We start from the raw sequence: 16,539 nt of genomic DNA, 5'->3' as shown, positions 1-16,539 counted from the left end.
CCGGGATGCCGGGCGTGGAAGGGCAACGGCGCCCGGCGTTACGAAGGCAGTGTACTACGCGTCGGCGTGGTTCAGAACAGGAACTTGACCACCAGTTCGGCGTAGTCCGCCGTCCTGGCGCCGGCCGCACGCAGGCCGGAGGCAGGAACATAGTGCTGCAGCTCGGATGCCAGCGTCAGATGCCGGTTGTAGCGATAGCTGGCGTTGAAGCGCAGGTAGTTGCCGATGACCCGTTCTCCATTCCTCGAGCCCGGAATCGGCAGCATCGGCTGGGCATAGGCGGCATCATCGCGGGACTGCCTTGCCATCCGCCCGCCGCCGATGCCCAGGGTGAGAGGCTGCAGCGGGCGGGCACTCAGGAACAGGCCGGCGTTCAGCAGGTTCGAGAAATCCGTCAGGCCCGATTGCGAGAAGTAGGAGCCGCGGGAGAACAGCGGGTTGAAGGTCTCGAGCCGGCCGTCCCCGGGCTGCCGGTCGCCCGACGCGGCGTCCAGCTGCAGCATCGCGCGGGGCTGCCAGCTCCAGGCGCCGAAGCGCAGGCCCAGCATGCTGCCGAAGGCCCAGGCCCGGACGTCTGCGGCCCCGAAGCTGCCGGACTGGTAGACGGCTTCCACGTCCCAGTCGAACGCACCCCGGCGCCCGGCGGACTGCAGCCCGAAGACATTGCGCCGCTCCTCGGCGCGGACGCCGCCGAATACAGCCTCATCGCGCTCGTAGCGGTACCAGTAGCCATCGACCTGCACGGCCTCGCCGGCTCCATGCCGGATGCGCAGTCCCGAGAAGCGGATGGCGTTGCTGTCGCGGTCGTCGAAGGCTTCGTCGTCGCGAATCTCGACAGGCTCGGTCAGGAAGGCGCTGATATCCAGCGCGCCGGCCGACCAGCCCAGCCGCACGCCATCGTAGGCGCGCCGGACGTTGGGGCCCTCGCGCAGGGCGACGAAGCGCTGCGCGCTGTCGAAGGCCAGCTCCTGGCGGCCGAGCCGCAGCAGCAGCTTTCCGCCGGCCGTGGCGGCCGAAAAATCGACGAAGGCCAGCTGCAGGTCGCTGCGATTGGAATCAGCCGGGGTGGGCGGCGTCCGCTTGCCATGCACCTGGGCATCGCCGACCTCGGCGAATACGCGCCAGTTCGGCCCCAGGTGCCAGTCGCTGTGCAGGTTGACGCGCTGGTACCCGTAGCGGTCGGCCTCGTTGCTGCCCAGGCCGAACAGGGGTGCGTCGAAATCCACGGCCTTGAGCCGCAGCTGTCCGCCGAGACTCAGGTAGCGGTCGGGGCTCGCGCCCAGCGCAAGATGCTTGATGGCGTCCAGCGGCGTGGCCTGCCGGACCGGGTCGGCAAGATCCCGGTGGTCCTCCGACCAGCGCGTCAGGGCGAAGTCCGCGGCCTGCAGGGGCATGCAGGCCAGCGCCATCAGGGCGCCGGCCCCGATCAGGCGCGCCATTGGCGCAGTTGTTCGATCAGTGCGAGATAGCCGCCGGCCACGGACTCCAGCAGCGCGGCCTGCCGGGGCGCGGGCGCCGCTGCGAGGCTCGCGCAGTCCTGTGCGAGTCCGGTGGCCCCGACCATGCTGCAGTTGACCTGCAGGGCCTGCGCCGCGCGTGCCAACCGCGGCGCATCGCCGCCGGCATGGGCATCGCGCAGTGCCGCGAGGCTCCCGTCCGAGGCCTCGACCATCTCCGCGATCAGCTCGGCCGCGCCCTCGGCACCGAGGTCGGCCGCCAGTTGCGCCAGCGTGGCAGGATCGGCCAGCGCGCCGCCGCCGGCTTGGTCGTGCGCCGGGGCCTGGCAGCCGACGCTGGCCGCCACCTCGTGCAGCATGCTTTCCAGTTCCCGCCGGCGGAAGGGCTTCGCCAGGTGGCGATCCATGCCGGCGTCCAGGCAGGCCTGCCGTTCGTGATCGAGGGCGCTGGCGGTCATCGCGAAGATGCGCGGCTGGGCCCGCTGCTGCAGCGCGCGGATCCGCCGCGTGGCTTCGAGGCCGTCCATCTCCGGCATGTGGACGTCCATCAGCACGAGGTCGTAGTGCTGCCGCTGCAATGCCGCCACCGCCTCGACGCCATTCTCGACCACATCGGCCTGATACCCGAGCGACTCGAGCATGCGGGTGCCGACCTGGCGGTTGATCGCATTGTCCTCGGCCAGCAGGATGCGCAGCGGCGTCCTGCTGGCCGGGGCTGCAGGCTGCTCCGGCACCGGGGTTGCGACCTGGGCCGGCGCCAGCAGATCGAGAAAGGCATCGAGAAGGCTGCTGCGGCGCAGCGGCTTGAGGCGTACGAGGTCGAAGTCCTTCAGGTCGTCGCCGGCCTGGCGCGCGCTGCTGAGCAGCAGCAAGGGCAGGGCGCCGCGGCTGCGATGCCGGCGAATCGCCGCCGCCAGTGCGACGCCATCCAGGTCCTGCATGATGTCGTCCATTACCGCCAGGTCGAAGTGCTCGCCGCGCTCGATCAGCCGCAGGGCTTCCTGCGGCGAGGCGGTGTCGAAGACCTGCATGCCCCAGTCCTCGGCGGTCCTGCGCAGGATGCGCCGGTTGGTGTCGTTGTCGTCGACGATCAGCAGGTGCCGGCCGTGCAGGGCATCGATGCCGGGCCGCTGCGGCTGCTGCCATGCCGGATCGGTGGCGGCGACGAAGCTGAAGGAGAAGGTCGAACCGCGACCGGGCACGCTTTCGACCGCCACTCCGCCGCCCATCATCTCGGCAAGCCGCTTGCAGATCGCCAGGCCCAGGCCGCTGCCGCCGTAGCGGCGCGTGGTCGATGCATCGACCTGGCTGAAGGACTTGAACAGGCGGCCCAGCCGCTCCGCCGGAATGCCGATGCCGGTATCGCGCACGGCGACGTGGAAGCGGTGGCGCCCGGCATCGAGTGCTTGCGCCGAGACCTCCACCGAGACATCGCCGTGCTCGGTGAACTTGATGGCGTTCGACAGGTAATTGACCAGGATCTGGCGCACGCGCGCCGCGTCGCCGCGCGCCATGTCCGGCGTGCCCGGCGCGATATCGCAGGCCAGTTCGAGCCGCTTCTGCACGGCCTTGTGCCCGACCAGCTCCAGGGCCTCCTCCACCGCGCGGCGCAGGTCGAACACCGCGTCCTCGAGTTCCAGCATGCCGGACTCGACCTTGCTGAAATCGAGGATGTCGTCGATCACGCCGAGCAGGTGGTCGCCGCTCTGCCGGATGGTCTGCAGGCTCTCGCGCTGCTCGTCGGTCAGCGACGTATCGCTGATCAGTTCCGCGGTGCCGAGGATGGCATTGAGCGGCGTGCGGATCTCGTGGCTCATGTTGGCCAGGAAGTCGCTCTTGGCGCGGTTCGCGAGATCCGCCTCCCGGTGCGCGTGCTCCAGTGCCATGGAGCGCCGCTCCCGCAGGCGCACATTGATCCCCAGGCTCATGAAGATCGCGAACATGTGGATGATGACGCCGATCAGGTAGCTGTACTGCGTCAAGCGGGTGAAGGGGATCCAGTCGAGGTTCTTGGCGAAGTGCAGCATGCCGGCCGTACCGTAGGCCAGGTAGCCGATGAGGTTGAGCCAGGCGCCCGGCTGGCTGCGGCGCACCAGCACGATGCACAGCGTGACGATGACCGCCGCCAGCGCCAGGCGGGTCAGGCTCACCGCCGGCCCGATGAGGCCGTAGTAGCCCGACAGCGTGACGACGCAGCCGGTCGCCGCCAGAGCCGCCAGCAGGCGGAACGCGATGGACGTGCGCGGGAACTGCTCGCGCATGTCGAGCACGCTGTGGGCGAACAGGATGGAGGTCAGCAGGCCCAGGACGACCGCCACGTGATGGATGCGCAAGGAGAGCAGCGGCTGCTCCGGCAGCAGCAGGACCGCGATCAGGTTCTCCGAGCAGGCGAACAGCAGGGCGCTGGCCCCGAGATAGGCCGAATACCACAGGAACTTGCGGTCCGGCAGGGAAACGCCGAGGGCCAGGCAGACTCCCGCCATCAACAAGGTCATGCCGACGACGGCGGCAACCCTGGCGACCACGCCCTGCAGCGTTCCGGTCATGACGTCCAGCTTCGACACGCTGCCGCTCAGGGTGAGCGAGCGCTCGCCGGCGAGCCGGATCCAGACCCAGCGGGGTCCTCCTTCCGGCAGTGCGGACAGGCGCAGGACGGACACCGACCAGGGCAGGTCCCGCCCGGATACGGGGCGCATCCCGCCCAGCGCCCGGTGCTGCAGGGTTTCGCCTGCTCCACGGGCCTGCGGCAGCCAGACATCGACGTAGTCGACGTACGGCACGCCCAGTTGCAACCACCAGTCGCCGGCCGAGCCGGGCGCCGTCTCGACGGCGAAACGCAGCCACCAGGCGCCTCGCTGCGTGAAGCCGCCGTTGAAATCCCGGTCGATCGGCTGGAAGCGGGCCGAGTTCTCCGCTGCGGCGACCTGCGCCTGCGTCAGCTCACCGCTGGCGTCATAGAACGCTTCGAGATGACCGGCCAGCGGCATCGATGCGTGACCCAGGGCGTCGTCGAGCCGCAGCGGGCCGGCATGCGCGGCCAGCGGAGCCAGCAACAGGCCCAGGAGCACGGCGGCCGGCAGGCGCCGCCAAAGCCGGATCCACAACCCTGCCCGCGGCCTCTGCGGCCCTCGCATGCGCAGTCGGCTCATCCCGCGGCCCGGGCTGCGTGATTCGCCGCTTCCTGCAGGGCCTTTTCCAGCTCGTTCCGGCGCAGGGGCTTGGCCAGGTGCCGGTTCATGCCGGCGTCGATGCAGGCCTGCCGCTCGTGATCGAGCACGCTGGCGCTCATCGCGAATATCTGCGGTTGCGGCCGGTTCTCCAGCGCACGGATCCGGCGCGTCGCCTCCAGGCCGTCCATCACCGGCATCTGCATGTCCATCAGCAGCAGGTCGTAGTCGCGCTGCTGCACGGCTTCGACGGCGAGCAGGCCATTCTCCGCCAGATCGGCGCGGTAGCCCAGCGACTCCAGCATGCGCAGAGCGACCTGCTGGTTCAGCGGCGTATCCTCGACCACCAGGACGCGCAGCGCCGCGGCGGCGTTCGCCGGCCGCGAGGCGGCGGCCGGCGCATTCCGCGCGGCATCGCCCAGCGACATCAGTTCAAGCAGCGCATCGAGCAGACCCGCACGGCGCAGCGGCTTGTACCGCACCAGGTCGAACACCGGCTGCGACTGCGTGCTTTGGCGCACGCTGCTCAGCAGCATCAGGCGCGGGCAGGCGCTGCCGCATTCCTGGCGCAACGTGGCCGCCAGCGCGGCACCGTCCATCTCGGGCATCAGGAAATCGATGATCGCGGAGTCGAAGCCCGCACCGCCGCGGATCAGCGCCAGCGCCTCCTGCGGCGAGGCCGTATCGGTGACCTGCATTCCCCATTCCTGTGCCGCGGCGCGCAGGATGCGGCGATTGGTGTCGTTGTCGTCGACCACCAGCAATCGCTTTCCGGCAAGCCTGCTGGCGTCGGCCGGCGGCGGTGCCCGCCAGGCCGGATCGCTGCCGGCGATGAAGCTGAAGGAGAACACCGAGCCCTCGCCCGGGCGGCTCTCCACGGCCACGCCGCCGCCCATCAGCTCCGCCAGGCGCTTGCTGATGGCCAGGCCGAGGCCGCTGCCGCCGTAGCGGCGCGTGGTGGAGGCATCCACCTGGCTGAAGGTCTTGAACAGGCGGTCGAGGCGGTCGGGCGGGATGCCGATGCCGGTGTCGCGCACTCTGACGTGGATACGATGCCGCTGCGGCTCCAGCATCTCGGCGCTGACCGAGACCGCGATCTCGCCCTGCTCGGTGAACTTGACGGCATTGGACAGGTAGTTCGCCAGGATCTGCCGCACGCGGCTGCGGTCGGCCCTGATCATCTCCGGGGTGCCGGGCGCGAATTCGCAGCCCAGGTCCAGGCCCTTCTGCGCGGTGCGCGTGCCCACCAGTTCCAGGGTCTCCTCCACGATGCGGCGCAGTTCGAATACCTGCTCGTCCAGTTCCAGCATGCCCGCCTCGACCTTGGTGAAATCGAGGATGTCGTCGATCACGCCCAGCAGGTGATCGCCGCTCTGGGTGATGGTATCCAGGCTTTGCCGCTGGGACGCGTCCAGTGCCGTGTCGCCCAGCAGTTCCGCGGTGCCGAGGATGGCATTCAGCGGCGTGCGGATTTCGTGGCTCATGTTGGCCAGGAAGTCGCTCTTGGCCTGCGTCGCGGCCTCCACGGCGGCCTGGGCCTGTTCCAGCGCGGCAGCCTGGGCTCGCCAGCGCGCGCCGCCGCGGGCGAAGAGATAGAGCAGCAGGCTGGCCATCAGGCCGCCCAGCGCGACCAGCCAGGGCGTCGCCTGCTCTGACAGCGTCGCGAACCCGGGCCTGCTACGGAAGTGGACCGTCCACTGGCGCCCCGGCATCTGCAGGGTCCGGGAGGTTTCGAACTGGGCTTCTGCGTCGGGCGGCAGCGGCAGCGGGTCTCCCTCCGGCGTGACGCCGTCGGACGAATAGAGCAGGGCGCCGGTGTCGGTAGTGTCCCCGTCGAAGACCTCGAAGGCCAGGCTGCTACTGTCGCCGCCCAGGAGCCCCTGCATGAACGCCTGGGCATGGAAGGTTGCCGAGATCCAGCCGAAGTGCTGCCGGTCCTTGAAGATCGGCACGTAGGCGATGAAGCCCACCCGCGTGCCGGTCTGGCTCAGGATGCGCACGCGGGGCGCAAGGACCGCGTCGCCCGTCGCGGCGGCCGCTTCGAGGGCGGCACGGCGGTCGGCGTCCCGCATCATGTCGATGCCGATGCCGCGTTCGCTCTCGGGGGTGAGTGGCTCGGTGTAGTAGACCGGAGCATGGAATGGAGAGTCGACGGGCTTGATCGGCGGCGGCGGCGGGCGCAGCTTGAATTCCCGCAGGACCAGCGGGTTCGAGAAGCGCTCGGTCGGCTCCCGGCGCACGCCCTCGACGAAGGCCGCCGCCGCGTCCGGCGAAAGCTTCGGCACGAAGGTCATCGCGCGGATGCCGGGATAGTTCCTGTAGAGCTGCAGCGGCGTTACATAGGCACGCCAGTCGTCGCGGCTGACATGCGTCGAGGCTTCTACCATGCCGCGCCCGCCACGCATGATCTGGGTGTAGGCGTTCATGCGCCTTCCGATGGAGGATTCGATCAGCCGCACCTCGGAATCGAAGCGCTGCTGCTGGTGCTGGTGGATGATGCGCGCGGTCTGCACGGCCATCAGCAGGCTCGCCAGCAGCACCAGGGCGATGAGCCCTCCTGCGAGGGGGGACAGGCGGGTGGAGACGGGTTCAGCGGCGGGCGGTTTCATTGCGCAGTCGCTCTGCCAGGGCTTCGTGGCGCGCGATCAGGCGGGCGCCGAGTTCGGTTGCGGTGCTGGCGGGCCCCGCGGCCGCGGCCGCCTCCGCCTGCGTGCAGAGTTCCGCCAGGGCCCCGGCACCGAGTTGCAGGCTGACGCCGCGCAGGGCATGGGCGATGCGTTTCAGCGAGGGCAGGTCCTGGTCGCGGATGGCGGCGGCCATGCGCTGCTGCTGAACCGGCAGGTCGTCGATCACGGCGCCGGCCAACTGGGCCGCGCCGTCGGCACCGAACATTTCCAGCAGTTCGCCCCAGGCCTCTGCATTGAAGTCGCCGGCTTCCGCGGCAGGGGCCAGCGCCGCTGCCAGCTCCTGCAGCGCCAGCGGCTTGACCAGTACCGCGTCGGCCCCTGCGCGCAGGCAGGCCCGGCGTGCTTCCTCCGAGGCGGCGGCGACCATGGCGATCAGCCGGCTCTGGCCACTGGCGGGGTCCATGCGGGACCGAAGGGCGGCGATGCCCTCGGCACGGTCGTCGGTCCCGGCCAGGACCAGGCCTCCAAGGCTGCCCGGGGCCTCTTCGGCGGTCCCGACGGAAACCGCGGAGGTGTAGCCCAGGCGTTTCAGCAGCAGGCCGGCCAGCCGGCGGCTGACCGCATCCGCATCGATTACTAGGCAGTCCATGGCCTCGGTTCCAGCTTCTGCATTCATCCGTCGGTTTCCGCGGGGGAGGCCGGCGCTGTCCGTGTGCGCGGCCCTGATCCAGGGCCCGGCGCTGCGGCTCATGCAAAAGGCCTGGCAGGAGGGGCAGACTGGCCTAACCCCCGGTCGGCCAGTAGCTTCGTAATATAATCAATAACTAACCGGAGGGTGCCGGCCGCAGGCACAAATTTCGCCCCCGTCGCTCGCAAGTTACGGGAAAGCTGGAAATTTGTGAGGAAATCGCTACAATACGCGCCCTTCAACGGCTCGGGAGGTCCCGGGCCGTTCAATTTTTATCTGGAAGATCAAGCATGGTAACCATCCGTCTTGCCCGCGCTGGCGCCAAGAAGCGCCCGTTCTATCACGTCGTTGCGACCGAGAAGAGCAGCGCCCGTGACGGCCGCTTCATCGAGCGCCTGGGCCACTACAACCCGAATGCCAGCGGCGCCGAGCAGAAGCTCGTTGTCGACCTCGGCCGCGTCGAGCACTACCAGAAGAACGGTGCGCAGACCTCCGACCGCGTGGCGTTCCTGCTGAAGTCGGCCAAGGCCGCCTGAGCTGATGACGGTGCGCCGGGTGACGCTGGGCCGCGTCGCCGGGGTTCACGGCGTGCGGGGCGGGATCAAGGTCTGGTCCCTGACCCGCCCGATCGAGAACATCTTCGACTACCGCCGCTGGTGGATTGCCCACGGCGCGGGATTCGAGGCGAAAGTGCTGGAGACCCACGAGCATGCCCGCTCCCTGGTGGCCTACATCAGTGGAGCGGACGGCCAGCCGATCACGGACCGCGACGTCGCCGCAGGGCTGATGGGCGCGGAGATCCAGGTGGATCGCGAGTCGATGCCGAGGCTGCCCGAGGGGCAGTACTACTGGATCGACCTGATCGGCGCGAAGGTGGAGAGCACGCAGGGCGTTGCGCTGGGCCAGGTCGAGGACATGACCAGCAACGGTGCCCAGGACGTGATGGTGCTGCGGGACGGCGGGAAGGAGCGGCTGATTCCCTTCGTCAAGGAGCACATCGTCAAGGCAGTGGATCTGGAAGCGGGCCGCATCGTCTGCGACTGGCATCCGGACTACGATGAAGATTGAAGTCCTGACGCTGTTCCCCGAATGGGTGGAGCAGGTCACGCAGCACGGGATGCCGCGGATCGCGGCAGAACGCGGACAGCTGCAGCTGGCGACGCGCAACTTGCGCGACTACAGCACGAACAAGTGGCGCAAGGTCGACGATCGGCCTTACGGCGGCGGTCCCGGCATGGTGATGGAAGCCGAGCCGCTGGCCCATGCGATCCGCGATGCCAAGGCATCGCAGCCGCAGGCGAGGGTGGCGTATCTCTCGCCGCAGGGCGAACGCTTCAGCCAGGGCTGGGCGGAGCGCCTGTCGCGGGAAGAGGGACTGGTGTTGCTGTGCGGGCGGTACGAGGGGCTCGACGAGCGCCTGATCCGCTCGGAAGTGGATTTCGAGTTGTCGCTGGGCGATTTCGTGATGTCCGGCGGCGAACTGGCGGCGATGGTGGTGGTGGACGCAATTGCGCGGCTGCTGCCCGGGGTGCTGGGACACGAGGGTTCGGCGGCAGCCGACTCGTTCTCCAGCGGCCTGCTGGACCATCCGCACTACACGCGGCCGGAGCAATGGCGCGGGGAGCGGGTGCCGGAGGTGCTGCTGGGTGGTGACCACGCCAAGGTGGCGCGGTGGCGGTTGAAGCAGGCGCTGGGACAGACCTGGCTCAAGCGGCCCGACCTGCTGGACGGGATTGAGCTGGACAAGGAATTGAAGGTGTTGCTCCGGGAATTCATCTCGGAACAGCGAACATGAGGTGAGGTAACGACGATGAATGCGAACAAGATCATTGCCGCGGTCGAAGCGGATCAGATGACCAAGAAGGTCCCGGACTTCCGTCCCGGCGACACGGTCGAGGTCAAGGTGAAGGTGAAGGAAGGCGACCGCGAGCGTCTGCAGGCTTTCGAGGGCGTGGTCATCGCCATCAAGAGCCGCGGCCTGCACTCCGCGTTCACCGTGCGCAAGACCAGCCACGGCGAAGGTGTGGAGCGCGTGTTCCAGACCTACAGCCCGCAGGTTGCCGAGATCGCGGTGAAGCGCCGCGGCGACGTGCGTCGCGCCAAGCTCTACTATCTGCGCAACCTGTCCGGTCGCGCGGCTCGCATCGCCGAGAAGCTCGACTAAAGACCCGGGCAGCGTGGCGGGGTCCCGATAGAGTTGGGATCCTGGCGTCGCGAGTGGTCGGGTTCAGGTCACTGGACCCTGCGGCAAGCGCAAGCTCATGGCGGTATCAAAGCCCGTGGCCTTCTCAGGCCACGGGCTTTTTGCGTCCGCGGCTTGACGCGGGAGCATGTTCGGGCTAGTTTAAAACAACTGTTTGAAACAGGTGTTTTATGCCCGGGACCGCTGCGTTGCCTGATACCACCCGCCAGGCCCTGCTGGATGCCGCCGCGCCGGTCTTCGCCGAGCAGGGCCTGCAGCTCGCCCGGGTGCGGGACATCGCGGCCCGCGCCGGGGTCAATCTCGCGGCGATCAACTATCACTTCGGCGGCAAGGAACAGCTCTACGTCGAGGTGCTGCGCGACCAGGCACGGCGGCTGATCGGCCGCCATCCCTTGCCCGCCGCCGCGCCGCCGGACCCGGCCGCGCTGCTGCGCGAAGTGGTGCGCAGCCTGCTGGGGCGCTTCCTGGCGGCCGACGAGCATGCGCTGCTGCCGCGCCTGCTGGTGCGCGAGATGCTCAACCCCACGCCGGCGCTGGACCTGATGATCGACGAGGTCAGCCGGCCCCAGTTCATGCAGCTTTCTGCCGTGGTGAGCGGCTTCCTCGGGCCGAAGGCGGGCCCGGAACAACTGCGCCGCGCGGTCTTCAGCCTGCTGGCGCAATGCTTGTTCTACCTGGTGGCGCAGCCGTTGGTGCGGCGCATCGCGCCCCAAAGCTACGAGCCGGAGGAATTCGAGCGGCTGGCGGCGCATATCGCCGCGTTCTCGCTGGCGGGCCTGCAGGCGCAGCGCGCGCAGATCGAAGGGGGAAGGGGCCATGCGTAAGACCATCCTGGCGCTGCTGGTGCTGCTCGCCGGCTGCCACGAAGAGACGGCCGGCAGGTATCAGGGCTACGTCGAAGGCGAGGCCATCCGCGTGTCGGCGCCGCGCGCCGGCAGGCTCGACCTGCTGGCCGTGCAGTCGGGTGATGCGGTGAATGCCGGCGCGCGCCTGTTCGCGCTGGAAGCCGGCGCCGAGAAAGCCGCGCTGGACGAGGCGCAGGCGCGGCTGTCGGACCTCGGCAAGGGCGAGCGTCCCGAGGAGGAGGCGATCCGCCGCGCACAGCTCGCCGCGGCGCAGGCCCAGGCGGCATTGTCGCAGAAGGAATGGCAGCGCCAGCAGGCGCTGTTCGAGGACCGCGTGGTCAGCCGTGAGCGGCTCGACCAGGCCGCCACCCGGCGCGACCGCGATGCCGCCAGCGTGCGCGAGCTGCAGGCGCGCCTGCGGGCCGGCGCGCTGGCGGGGCGCGACGATGCGCGCCGCGCCGCCGAGGCGGCCGTGGCCCAGGCGCAATGGCAGCTCGACCAGAAGTCCCAGGCAGCCCCGGCGGCGGGGCGGGTGGAGGACGTGTACTTCCGCGCCGGCGAGTGGGTGCCGGCCGGCACGCCGGTGCTGGCGCTGCTGCCGCCGCAGAACCGCAAGCTGCGCTTCTTCGTGCCGCAGGAGGCCCTGGACGGGCTGCGGCCCGGCCGCCGGCTGCGGGTGAGCTGCGATGGCTGCTCCAGGCCGCTGGAAGCCACCGTCAGCCATGTCGCCGCCAGCGCGGAATTCACGCCGCCGGTGATCTACAGCCGCGAGCAGCGCAGCCGCATGGTGTTCCTGGTCGAGGCACGGCCGGCGCCCGACGATGCGGCGGGCCTGCATCCGGGCCAGCCGGTGGATATCGAGCTGCTGCCGTGACCGGGCTGGCCATCGAAGTCCGAGGCCTGGCCAAGTCCTTCGGGCCCAAGCAGGTGGTCAAGGGGCTGGACCTGAGTGTCCGGCGCGGCGAGATATTCGGCTTCCTCGGGCCCAACGGCAGCGGCAAGACCACCTCGATCCGCATGATCTGCGGGCTGCTGACGCCGGATGCCGGCAGCGGCCAGTGCCTGGGCTACGATCTTCGCAGCCAGAGCGCGCAGATCAAGCGCGAGGTCGGCTACATGACGCAGCGCTTCAGCTTCTACGAGGACCTGTCGATCCGCGAGAACCTGGAATTCGTCGCCTCGGTCTATGGCGTGAAGGAAGCGCGCGCGGTGGTCGACGAGGCCCTGCGCAACCTGGGCCTGGAGCGCCGGCAGAAGCAGCTCGCCGGCGCGCTTTCCGGCGGCTGGAAGCAGCGCATGGCGCTGGCCGCCTGCCTGCTGCACAACCCGCAACTGCTGCTGCTGGACGAGCCCACGGCGGGCGTCGATCCAGGCGCGCGCCGCGACTTCTGGGCCGAGATACACGCGCTGGCTGCGCGCGGCATCACCGTGCTGGTGTCCACGCACTACATGGACGAGGCCGAGCGCTGCCACCGGCTGGCCTATATCGCTGCCGGGCAACTGCTGGCGCAGGGCACGCCGCTGGAACTGGTAGCGAACTCCAGGCTGGCCACCTGGACCGTGGGCGGCGGCGATCTGCAGGTACTGCAGCGCGAACTGCTGGCGCTGCCGCAGGCGGAGCAGGTGGTGCCCTTCGGCAACCAGCTGCACGTCAGCGGCTCCGACGCCGCGGCGCTGGAGCAGGCATTGCAGCCCTGGATGAACGATCCGCGCCGGCAATGGCGACGCGACGAGCCGCGCCTGGAGGATGTCTTCATCCACCTGATGAAGCATGCCGGGGACAATGCGCCATGAGATTCTGGTCCTGGTCGCGGCTGCTGGCGATGGTGCGCAAGGAATTCATCCAGATGAAGCGCGACCGCATGACCTTCGCCATGATGGTCGGCATCCCGATCATCCAGCTGGCCCTGTTCGGCTTTGCCATCAACGCCGATCCCAAGCACTTGCCGACGGCCGTGGTGAGCGCGGAGAACACCGCGTACACGCGCAGCCTGGTGGCGGCGCTGCGCGCCACCGACTACTTCGACGTCCGTGCCACGCCTGCGCGCGAGGAAGACGCCTGGCAGCTGCTGGAGCGGGGCAAGGTGCAGTTCGTGCTCGCGATCCCGCCGGACTTCACGCGGCGCCTGCTGCGCGGCGAGCATCCGCCGGTGCTGCTGGAAGCCGACGCCTCGGACCCTGCCGCGACCAGCAACGCCCTGGCGGTGCTGGAGCCGCTGGCTCGCGGCGCGCTGCGGCACGACCTGGCCGGGCCCCTGGCCGGGCGCGGCGCGGCGCCGCCGCCTTTCGAATGGCGCGTGCACCGCCGCTACAACCCCGAGGGCATCACCCAGTACAACATCGTGCCCGGCCTGATGGGGGTGATCCTGACCATGACCATGATCATGATGACGGCGCTGGGCGTGACCCGCGAGCTGGAGCGCGGCACCATGGAGAACCTGCTGTCCATGCCGCTCTCCGCGCTGGAGATCATGATCGGCAAGATCCTGCCTTATGTGCTGATCGGCTATGTGCAGGTGCTGGTGATCCTCGCTGCATCCTTCTGGGTGTTCGGCGTGCCGATGGTGGGCAGCGCCTGGCTGCTGCTGGCCTGCGTGCTGGTCTTCATCGTCGCCAACCTGACGCTGGGGATCACTTTCTCCAGCGTGGCGCGCAACCAGACACAGGCCATGCAGATGAGCTTCTTCTTCCTGCTGCCCAGCATCCTGCTGTCGGGCTTCATGTTCCCGTTCCGCGGCATGCCGGCCTGGGCGCAGTGGATCGGCGAGGCGCTGCCGCTGACGCACTTCCTGCGCCTGGTGCGCGGCATCATGCTCAAGGGCTACGGCGTGACGGACATCTGGCCGCAACTGTGGCCGCTGCTCCTGTTCATCGCGGTGGTCCTGGCGGTGGGCCTCAAGCGCTTCCGGCGCACGCTCGACTAGGGAGCCCGTCCGCGGCTTTGTGCATCCGCACATTTCCCGGGCCCGCCCCGCCGACGCTGCGATGCGTGACGTAGTTCCCTTGCGGTTATGTTTGCCACAGTCCTAATATCCAATGCGGCCCTATCTTCAGGTCCGATCAGCAAGCAAACCTATCGGGAGATACAAATCATGAAAAAGCTGGTAACGGGTGCTGTGCTCCTCATCGCGTCGTCCTCCGCTTTCGCGGAAGCCCCCGGCGGTCCCAACTGCGGCTGGGGCAACATGCTGTTCAACGGCCAGTCGGGCATCGCTCCCCACTTCCTGGCTTCCACCACCAACGGTACCTCGGGCAATGCCACCTTCGGCATGACCACCGGCACCAACGGCTGCTCGGTCGACGGCAAGCTGACCTACGGCGGCAAGCAGATGATCGGCGCGATGTTCGACGAGTTCTCCGCTGACGTCGCGGTGGGCCAGGGCGAGGCGCTGAACGCCGTCGCCGTCGCCTACGGCGTCGCCAAGGAAGATCGCGCGGCCTTCGCGGCCCTGGCGCACAACAACTTCTCCGTCCTGTTCCCCAGCGAGAACGTCACGGCTGAGGAAGTCACCGCCAGCCTCGAGTCGCTGATGAAGACGGACGCCACCCTGTCGAAGTACGTGATCTGACCTGCGCGACGGTCGCCGGAGGCGACCGTTCCATGGTCCAGTCGGGCCCGGTATCGCAGGATGCCGGGCCTTTTCTTTGAACGCTGCTCACCCGATGCGATTCCTGAACCTTGCCTCATTGCTGGTCGTCCTGGCGCTGCTGCTGCCGATGTCTCCTGTACATGCGGCGGACGACGCCTGGTCGCAGGCCCAGGCCCTTGAACTGTGGCAGCGCGACGAATGGCGCAAGCTGGTCCACTACAAGCCGGGGAGCTGGCCGGGCCGCTGGAAGAGCCAGTCCGACGACCCGCGCTTCTTCCTGGCGGCGGACGGCGCGTCCGATCCGCGGGCGGAATTGCGGGCGACGCTGGAAGCCTTTGCCGCGCCGGGCGCAGCGGGCGACCAGCACGCGCAGTGCCGCTTCGTTGCCCGGCTGGCCTGGCTGCGTCGGGAACTGGCCCTGGGCGAGTTGCCGCAGCCCGACTGCGCCGAGTACCGCGAGTTCCGCGCGCTGGTGCAGGCCACGCGCGCCGTGCTGGTGTTTCCCTCCTATTACCTCAACAGCCCCTCGTCGATGTTCGGCCATACCCTGCTGCGCCTGGATTCGGGCGTGGCCGACGGCGGCGCGGAGTACCTGTCGTTCGCGGCGAACTTCGGCGCGCTGGTGAATCCGGACGACAACGGCCTCTTCTACGCCTTCCGCGGCCTCACCGGCGGCTACCGCGGGCAGTTCTCGGTGGACCAGTACTACAAGAAGATCCGCGAGTACAACCACGACGAGAATCGCGACATCTGGGAGTACCCGCTCAACCTGAGCGAGGAGGAAACCGGGCGCCTGATCGAACACCTGTGGGAACTGCGCCACATCAATTTCGCCTACTACTTCTTCGACGAGAACTGTTCCTACCGCATCCTGGAACTGCTCGAAGTCGCCCGCCCCGGGCTGGACCTGACCGGCGATTTCCCCGTGACGGCGATCCCGATCGACACCGTCCGTGCGGTGCAGCAGGCGGGCCTGATCGACGGCAAGCATTTCCGGCCCTCGCAGGGCACCGTACTGAGGCAGCGGCTCGACCGGCTGCCGCCGGAACTGCATCCGCTCGTTACCCGCCTGGGCGCCGAGCCGGGTTTGCTGGATGAACCCGAACTGCGGGCCCTGAGCCCCGGACTCCGGGCCAGCCTGATCGATGCGGCCTACAAGTACCTGCGCTACACCCAGACCAGCGCCGAGCGTGACCCGGAGATCGCGCAGCGCAGCTTCCAGCTGCTGCAATCCCTGCAGGAGCACGCGGCGGATCTGGTGCCGGCACCGGCCGATCCTGCTGACTCGCCGGACAGGAGCCACGGCAGCCGCCGCCTGTCGCTGGGCGCCTGGCGCGAGGAGCGGCAGGATTACCTGACCCTGGGCTTGCGGATGTCGCTGCACAGCCTGCAGGAGAACCGCGCCGGCTTCCCGGCCGGGGCGCAGATCAACATCGGCAACCTCGACCTGCGCATCGAGGACGATGGCGAACTGGACATCCAGCGCCTGGACCTGGTGGATATCCTGTCGCTGAGCCCGCGCGATCGCTTCTTCAAGCCCTTGTCCTGGGCCGTGACGACCGGCGTCGAGCGCCAGTGGGCGGGTGGCCGCGAGCATCGCGTGGCGCAGGTCAACGGCGGCGTCGGCGCCACGCGGGCGCTATGGGCGGACCATCGCGTCTACGGGCTGTTCACCGGCCGGCTGGAGCACAACCACGGCTTCGCCGATCCGCTGCAGCCCGCGGTCGGCGCGCGCGGCGGCCTGCTGCTGGGCGGTGGTACGCTGACCGCCGCATGGGAAGCGGGCGTCGAGCAGTTCGCCAATGGCCAGCTCCGCACACGCGTGGACCTGCAGAACAACCTGCAGCTGTCGCGCAACCAGGCCCTGCACCTGGAACTGCTGTGGCGCGACCAGTCGCCGGACGACACGCTGGCCGTCGGCCTGCGCTACCAGTATTACTACTGAACCGGAAGCATCGTCGC

14 protein-coding genes are annotated in these 16,539 nt (G+C 68.9%); 10 read left to right on the top strand and 4 right to left on the bottom strand.

The annotated features are described in order from the left end of the window. Nucleotides 1-71: 71 nt before the first annotated feature. The 4 genes from C3942_RS17500 to C3942_RS17485 form a co-directional block, all read right to left on the bottom strand. Nucleotides 72-1,439, bottom strand: a complete 1,368-nt coding sequence (locus C3942_RS17500; protein ID WP_104231661.1) for an alginate export family protein — start codon at nucleotides 1,437-1,439, stop codon at nucleotides 72-74. Continuing rightward, nucleotides 1,427-4,525: a response regulator gene (locus tag C3942_RS17495; RefSeq protein WP_165797511.1), complete on the bottom strand. Its 3,099-nt coding sequence runs from the start codon at nucleotides 4,523-4,525 to the stop codon at nucleotides 1,427-1,429. The genes C3942_RS17500 and C3942_RS17495 overlap by 13 nt, the downstream gene beginning before the upstream one ends. Before the next feature lie 77 nt (nucleotides 4,526-4,602). Then, the gene (locus C3942_RS17490; RefSeq protein ID WP_104231659.1) at nucleotides 4,603-7,233 is read right to left on the bottom strand and encodes a response regulator; all 2,631 of its coding nucleotides are present in this window, start codon (nucleotides 7,231-7,233) and stop codon (nucleotides 4,603-4,605) included. Further along, entirely contained in the window at nucleotides 7,214-7,927 is a 714-nt protein-coding gene (locus tag C3942_RS17485) for an Hpt domain-containing protein (protein WP_165797510.1), read from the bottom strand. Before C3942_RS17485 ends, C3942_RS17490 begins: the two co-directional genes overlap by 20 nt. 302 nt (nucleotides 7,928-8,229) lie before the next feature. Between C3942_RS17485 and rpsP the strand changes: the two genes are divergently transcribed. The 10 genes from rpsP (at nucleotide 8,230) to C3942_RS17435 (ending at nucleotide 16,522) form a co-directional block, all read left to right on the top strand. After that, a complete protein-coding gene (rpsP, locus tag C3942_RS17480) occupies nucleotides 8,230-8,475 on the top strand; it encodes a 30S ribosomal protein S16 (RefSeq protein WP_104231657.1) in 246 nt (81 codons plus the stop codon). 4 nt (nucleotides 8,476-8,479) lie between these two features. Then, a complete protein-coding gene (gene rimM, locus C3942_RS17475) occupies nucleotides 8,480-9,007 on the top strand; it encodes a ribosome maturation factor RimM (RefSeq protein WP_104231656.1) in 528 nt (175 codons plus the stop codon). Next, nucleotides 8,997-9,734: a tRNA (guanosine(37)-N1)-methyltransferase TrmD gene (trmD, locus tag C3942_RS17470; RefSeq protein ID WP_104231655.1), complete on the top strand. Its 738-nt coding sequence runs from the start codon at nucleotides 8,997-8,999 to the stop codon at nucleotides 9,732-9,734. Before rimM ends, trmD begins: the two co-directional genes overlap by 11 nt. A gap of 15 nt (nucleotides 9,735-9,749) precedes the next feature. Next, nucleotides 9,750-10,103: a 50S ribosomal protein L19 gene (gene rplS, locus C3942_RS17465; RefSeq protein ID WP_104231654.1), complete on the top strand. Its 354-nt coding sequence runs from the start codon at nucleotides 9,750-9,752 to the stop codon at nucleotides 10,101-10,103. A gap of 227 nt (nucleotides 10,104-10,330) precedes the next feature. Next, the gene (locus tag C3942_RS17460) at nucleotides 10,331-10,966 is read left to right on the top strand and encodes a CerR family C-terminal domain-containing protein (RefSeq protein ID WP_165797509.1); all 636 of its coding nucleotides are present in this window, start codon (nucleotides 10,331-10,333) and stop codon (nucleotides 10,964-10,966) included. Further along, nucleotides 10,959-11,861 carry an HlyD family secretion protein gene (locus C3942_RS17455; protein ID WP_104231652.1) on the top strand — a complete coding sequence of 301 codons (903 nt, stop codon included), beginning with the start codon at nucleotides 10,959-10,961 and terminating at the stop codon, nucleotides 11,859-11,861. Before C3942_RS17460 ends, C3942_RS17455 begins: the two co-directional genes overlap by 8 nt. Further along, nucleotides 11,858-12,781 (top strand): ABC transporter ATP-binding protein, encoded by a 924-nt coding sequence (locus tag C3942_RS17450; protein WP_104231651.1) that lies wholly within the window; start codon nucleotides 11,858-11,860, stop codon nucleotides 12,779-12,781. The genes C3942_RS17455 and C3942_RS17450 overlap by 4 nt, the downstream gene beginning before the upstream one ends. Beyond that, nucleotides 12,778-13,911, top strand: coding sequence for an ABC transporter permease (locus C3942_RS17445; protein ID WP_104231650.1), 1,134 nt, complete (start codon nucleotides 12,778-12,780; stop codon nucleotides 13,909-13,911). The genes C3942_RS17450 and C3942_RS17445 overlap by 4 nt, the downstream gene beginning before the upstream one ends. 168 nt (nucleotides 13,912-14,079) lie before the next feature. Then, nucleotides 14,080-14,556, top strand: coding sequence for a DUF3015 domain-containing protein (locus C3942_RS17440; protein WP_104231649.1), 477 nt, complete (start codon nucleotides 14,080-14,082; stop codon nucleotides 14,554-14,556). A 94-nt stretch (nucleotides 14,557-14,650) separates the two neighbouring features. Then, a complete protein-coding gene (locus tag C3942_RS17435; protein ID WP_104231648.1) occupies nucleotides 14,651-16,522 on the top strand; it encodes an Lnb N-terminal periplasmic domain-containing protein in 1,872 nt (623 codons plus the stop codon). Nucleotides 16,523-16,539: the final 17 nt, after the last annotated feature.

This window comes from Solimonas fluminis, assembly GCF_002930645.1.
GTDB lineage: Bacteria > Pseudomonadota > Gammaproteobacteria > Nevskiales > Nevskiaceae > Solimonas_A > Solimonas_A fluminis.
Note: the sequence above shows the minus strand (reverse complement) of the source record. Positions and strands in the feature narration are given on the sequence as shown.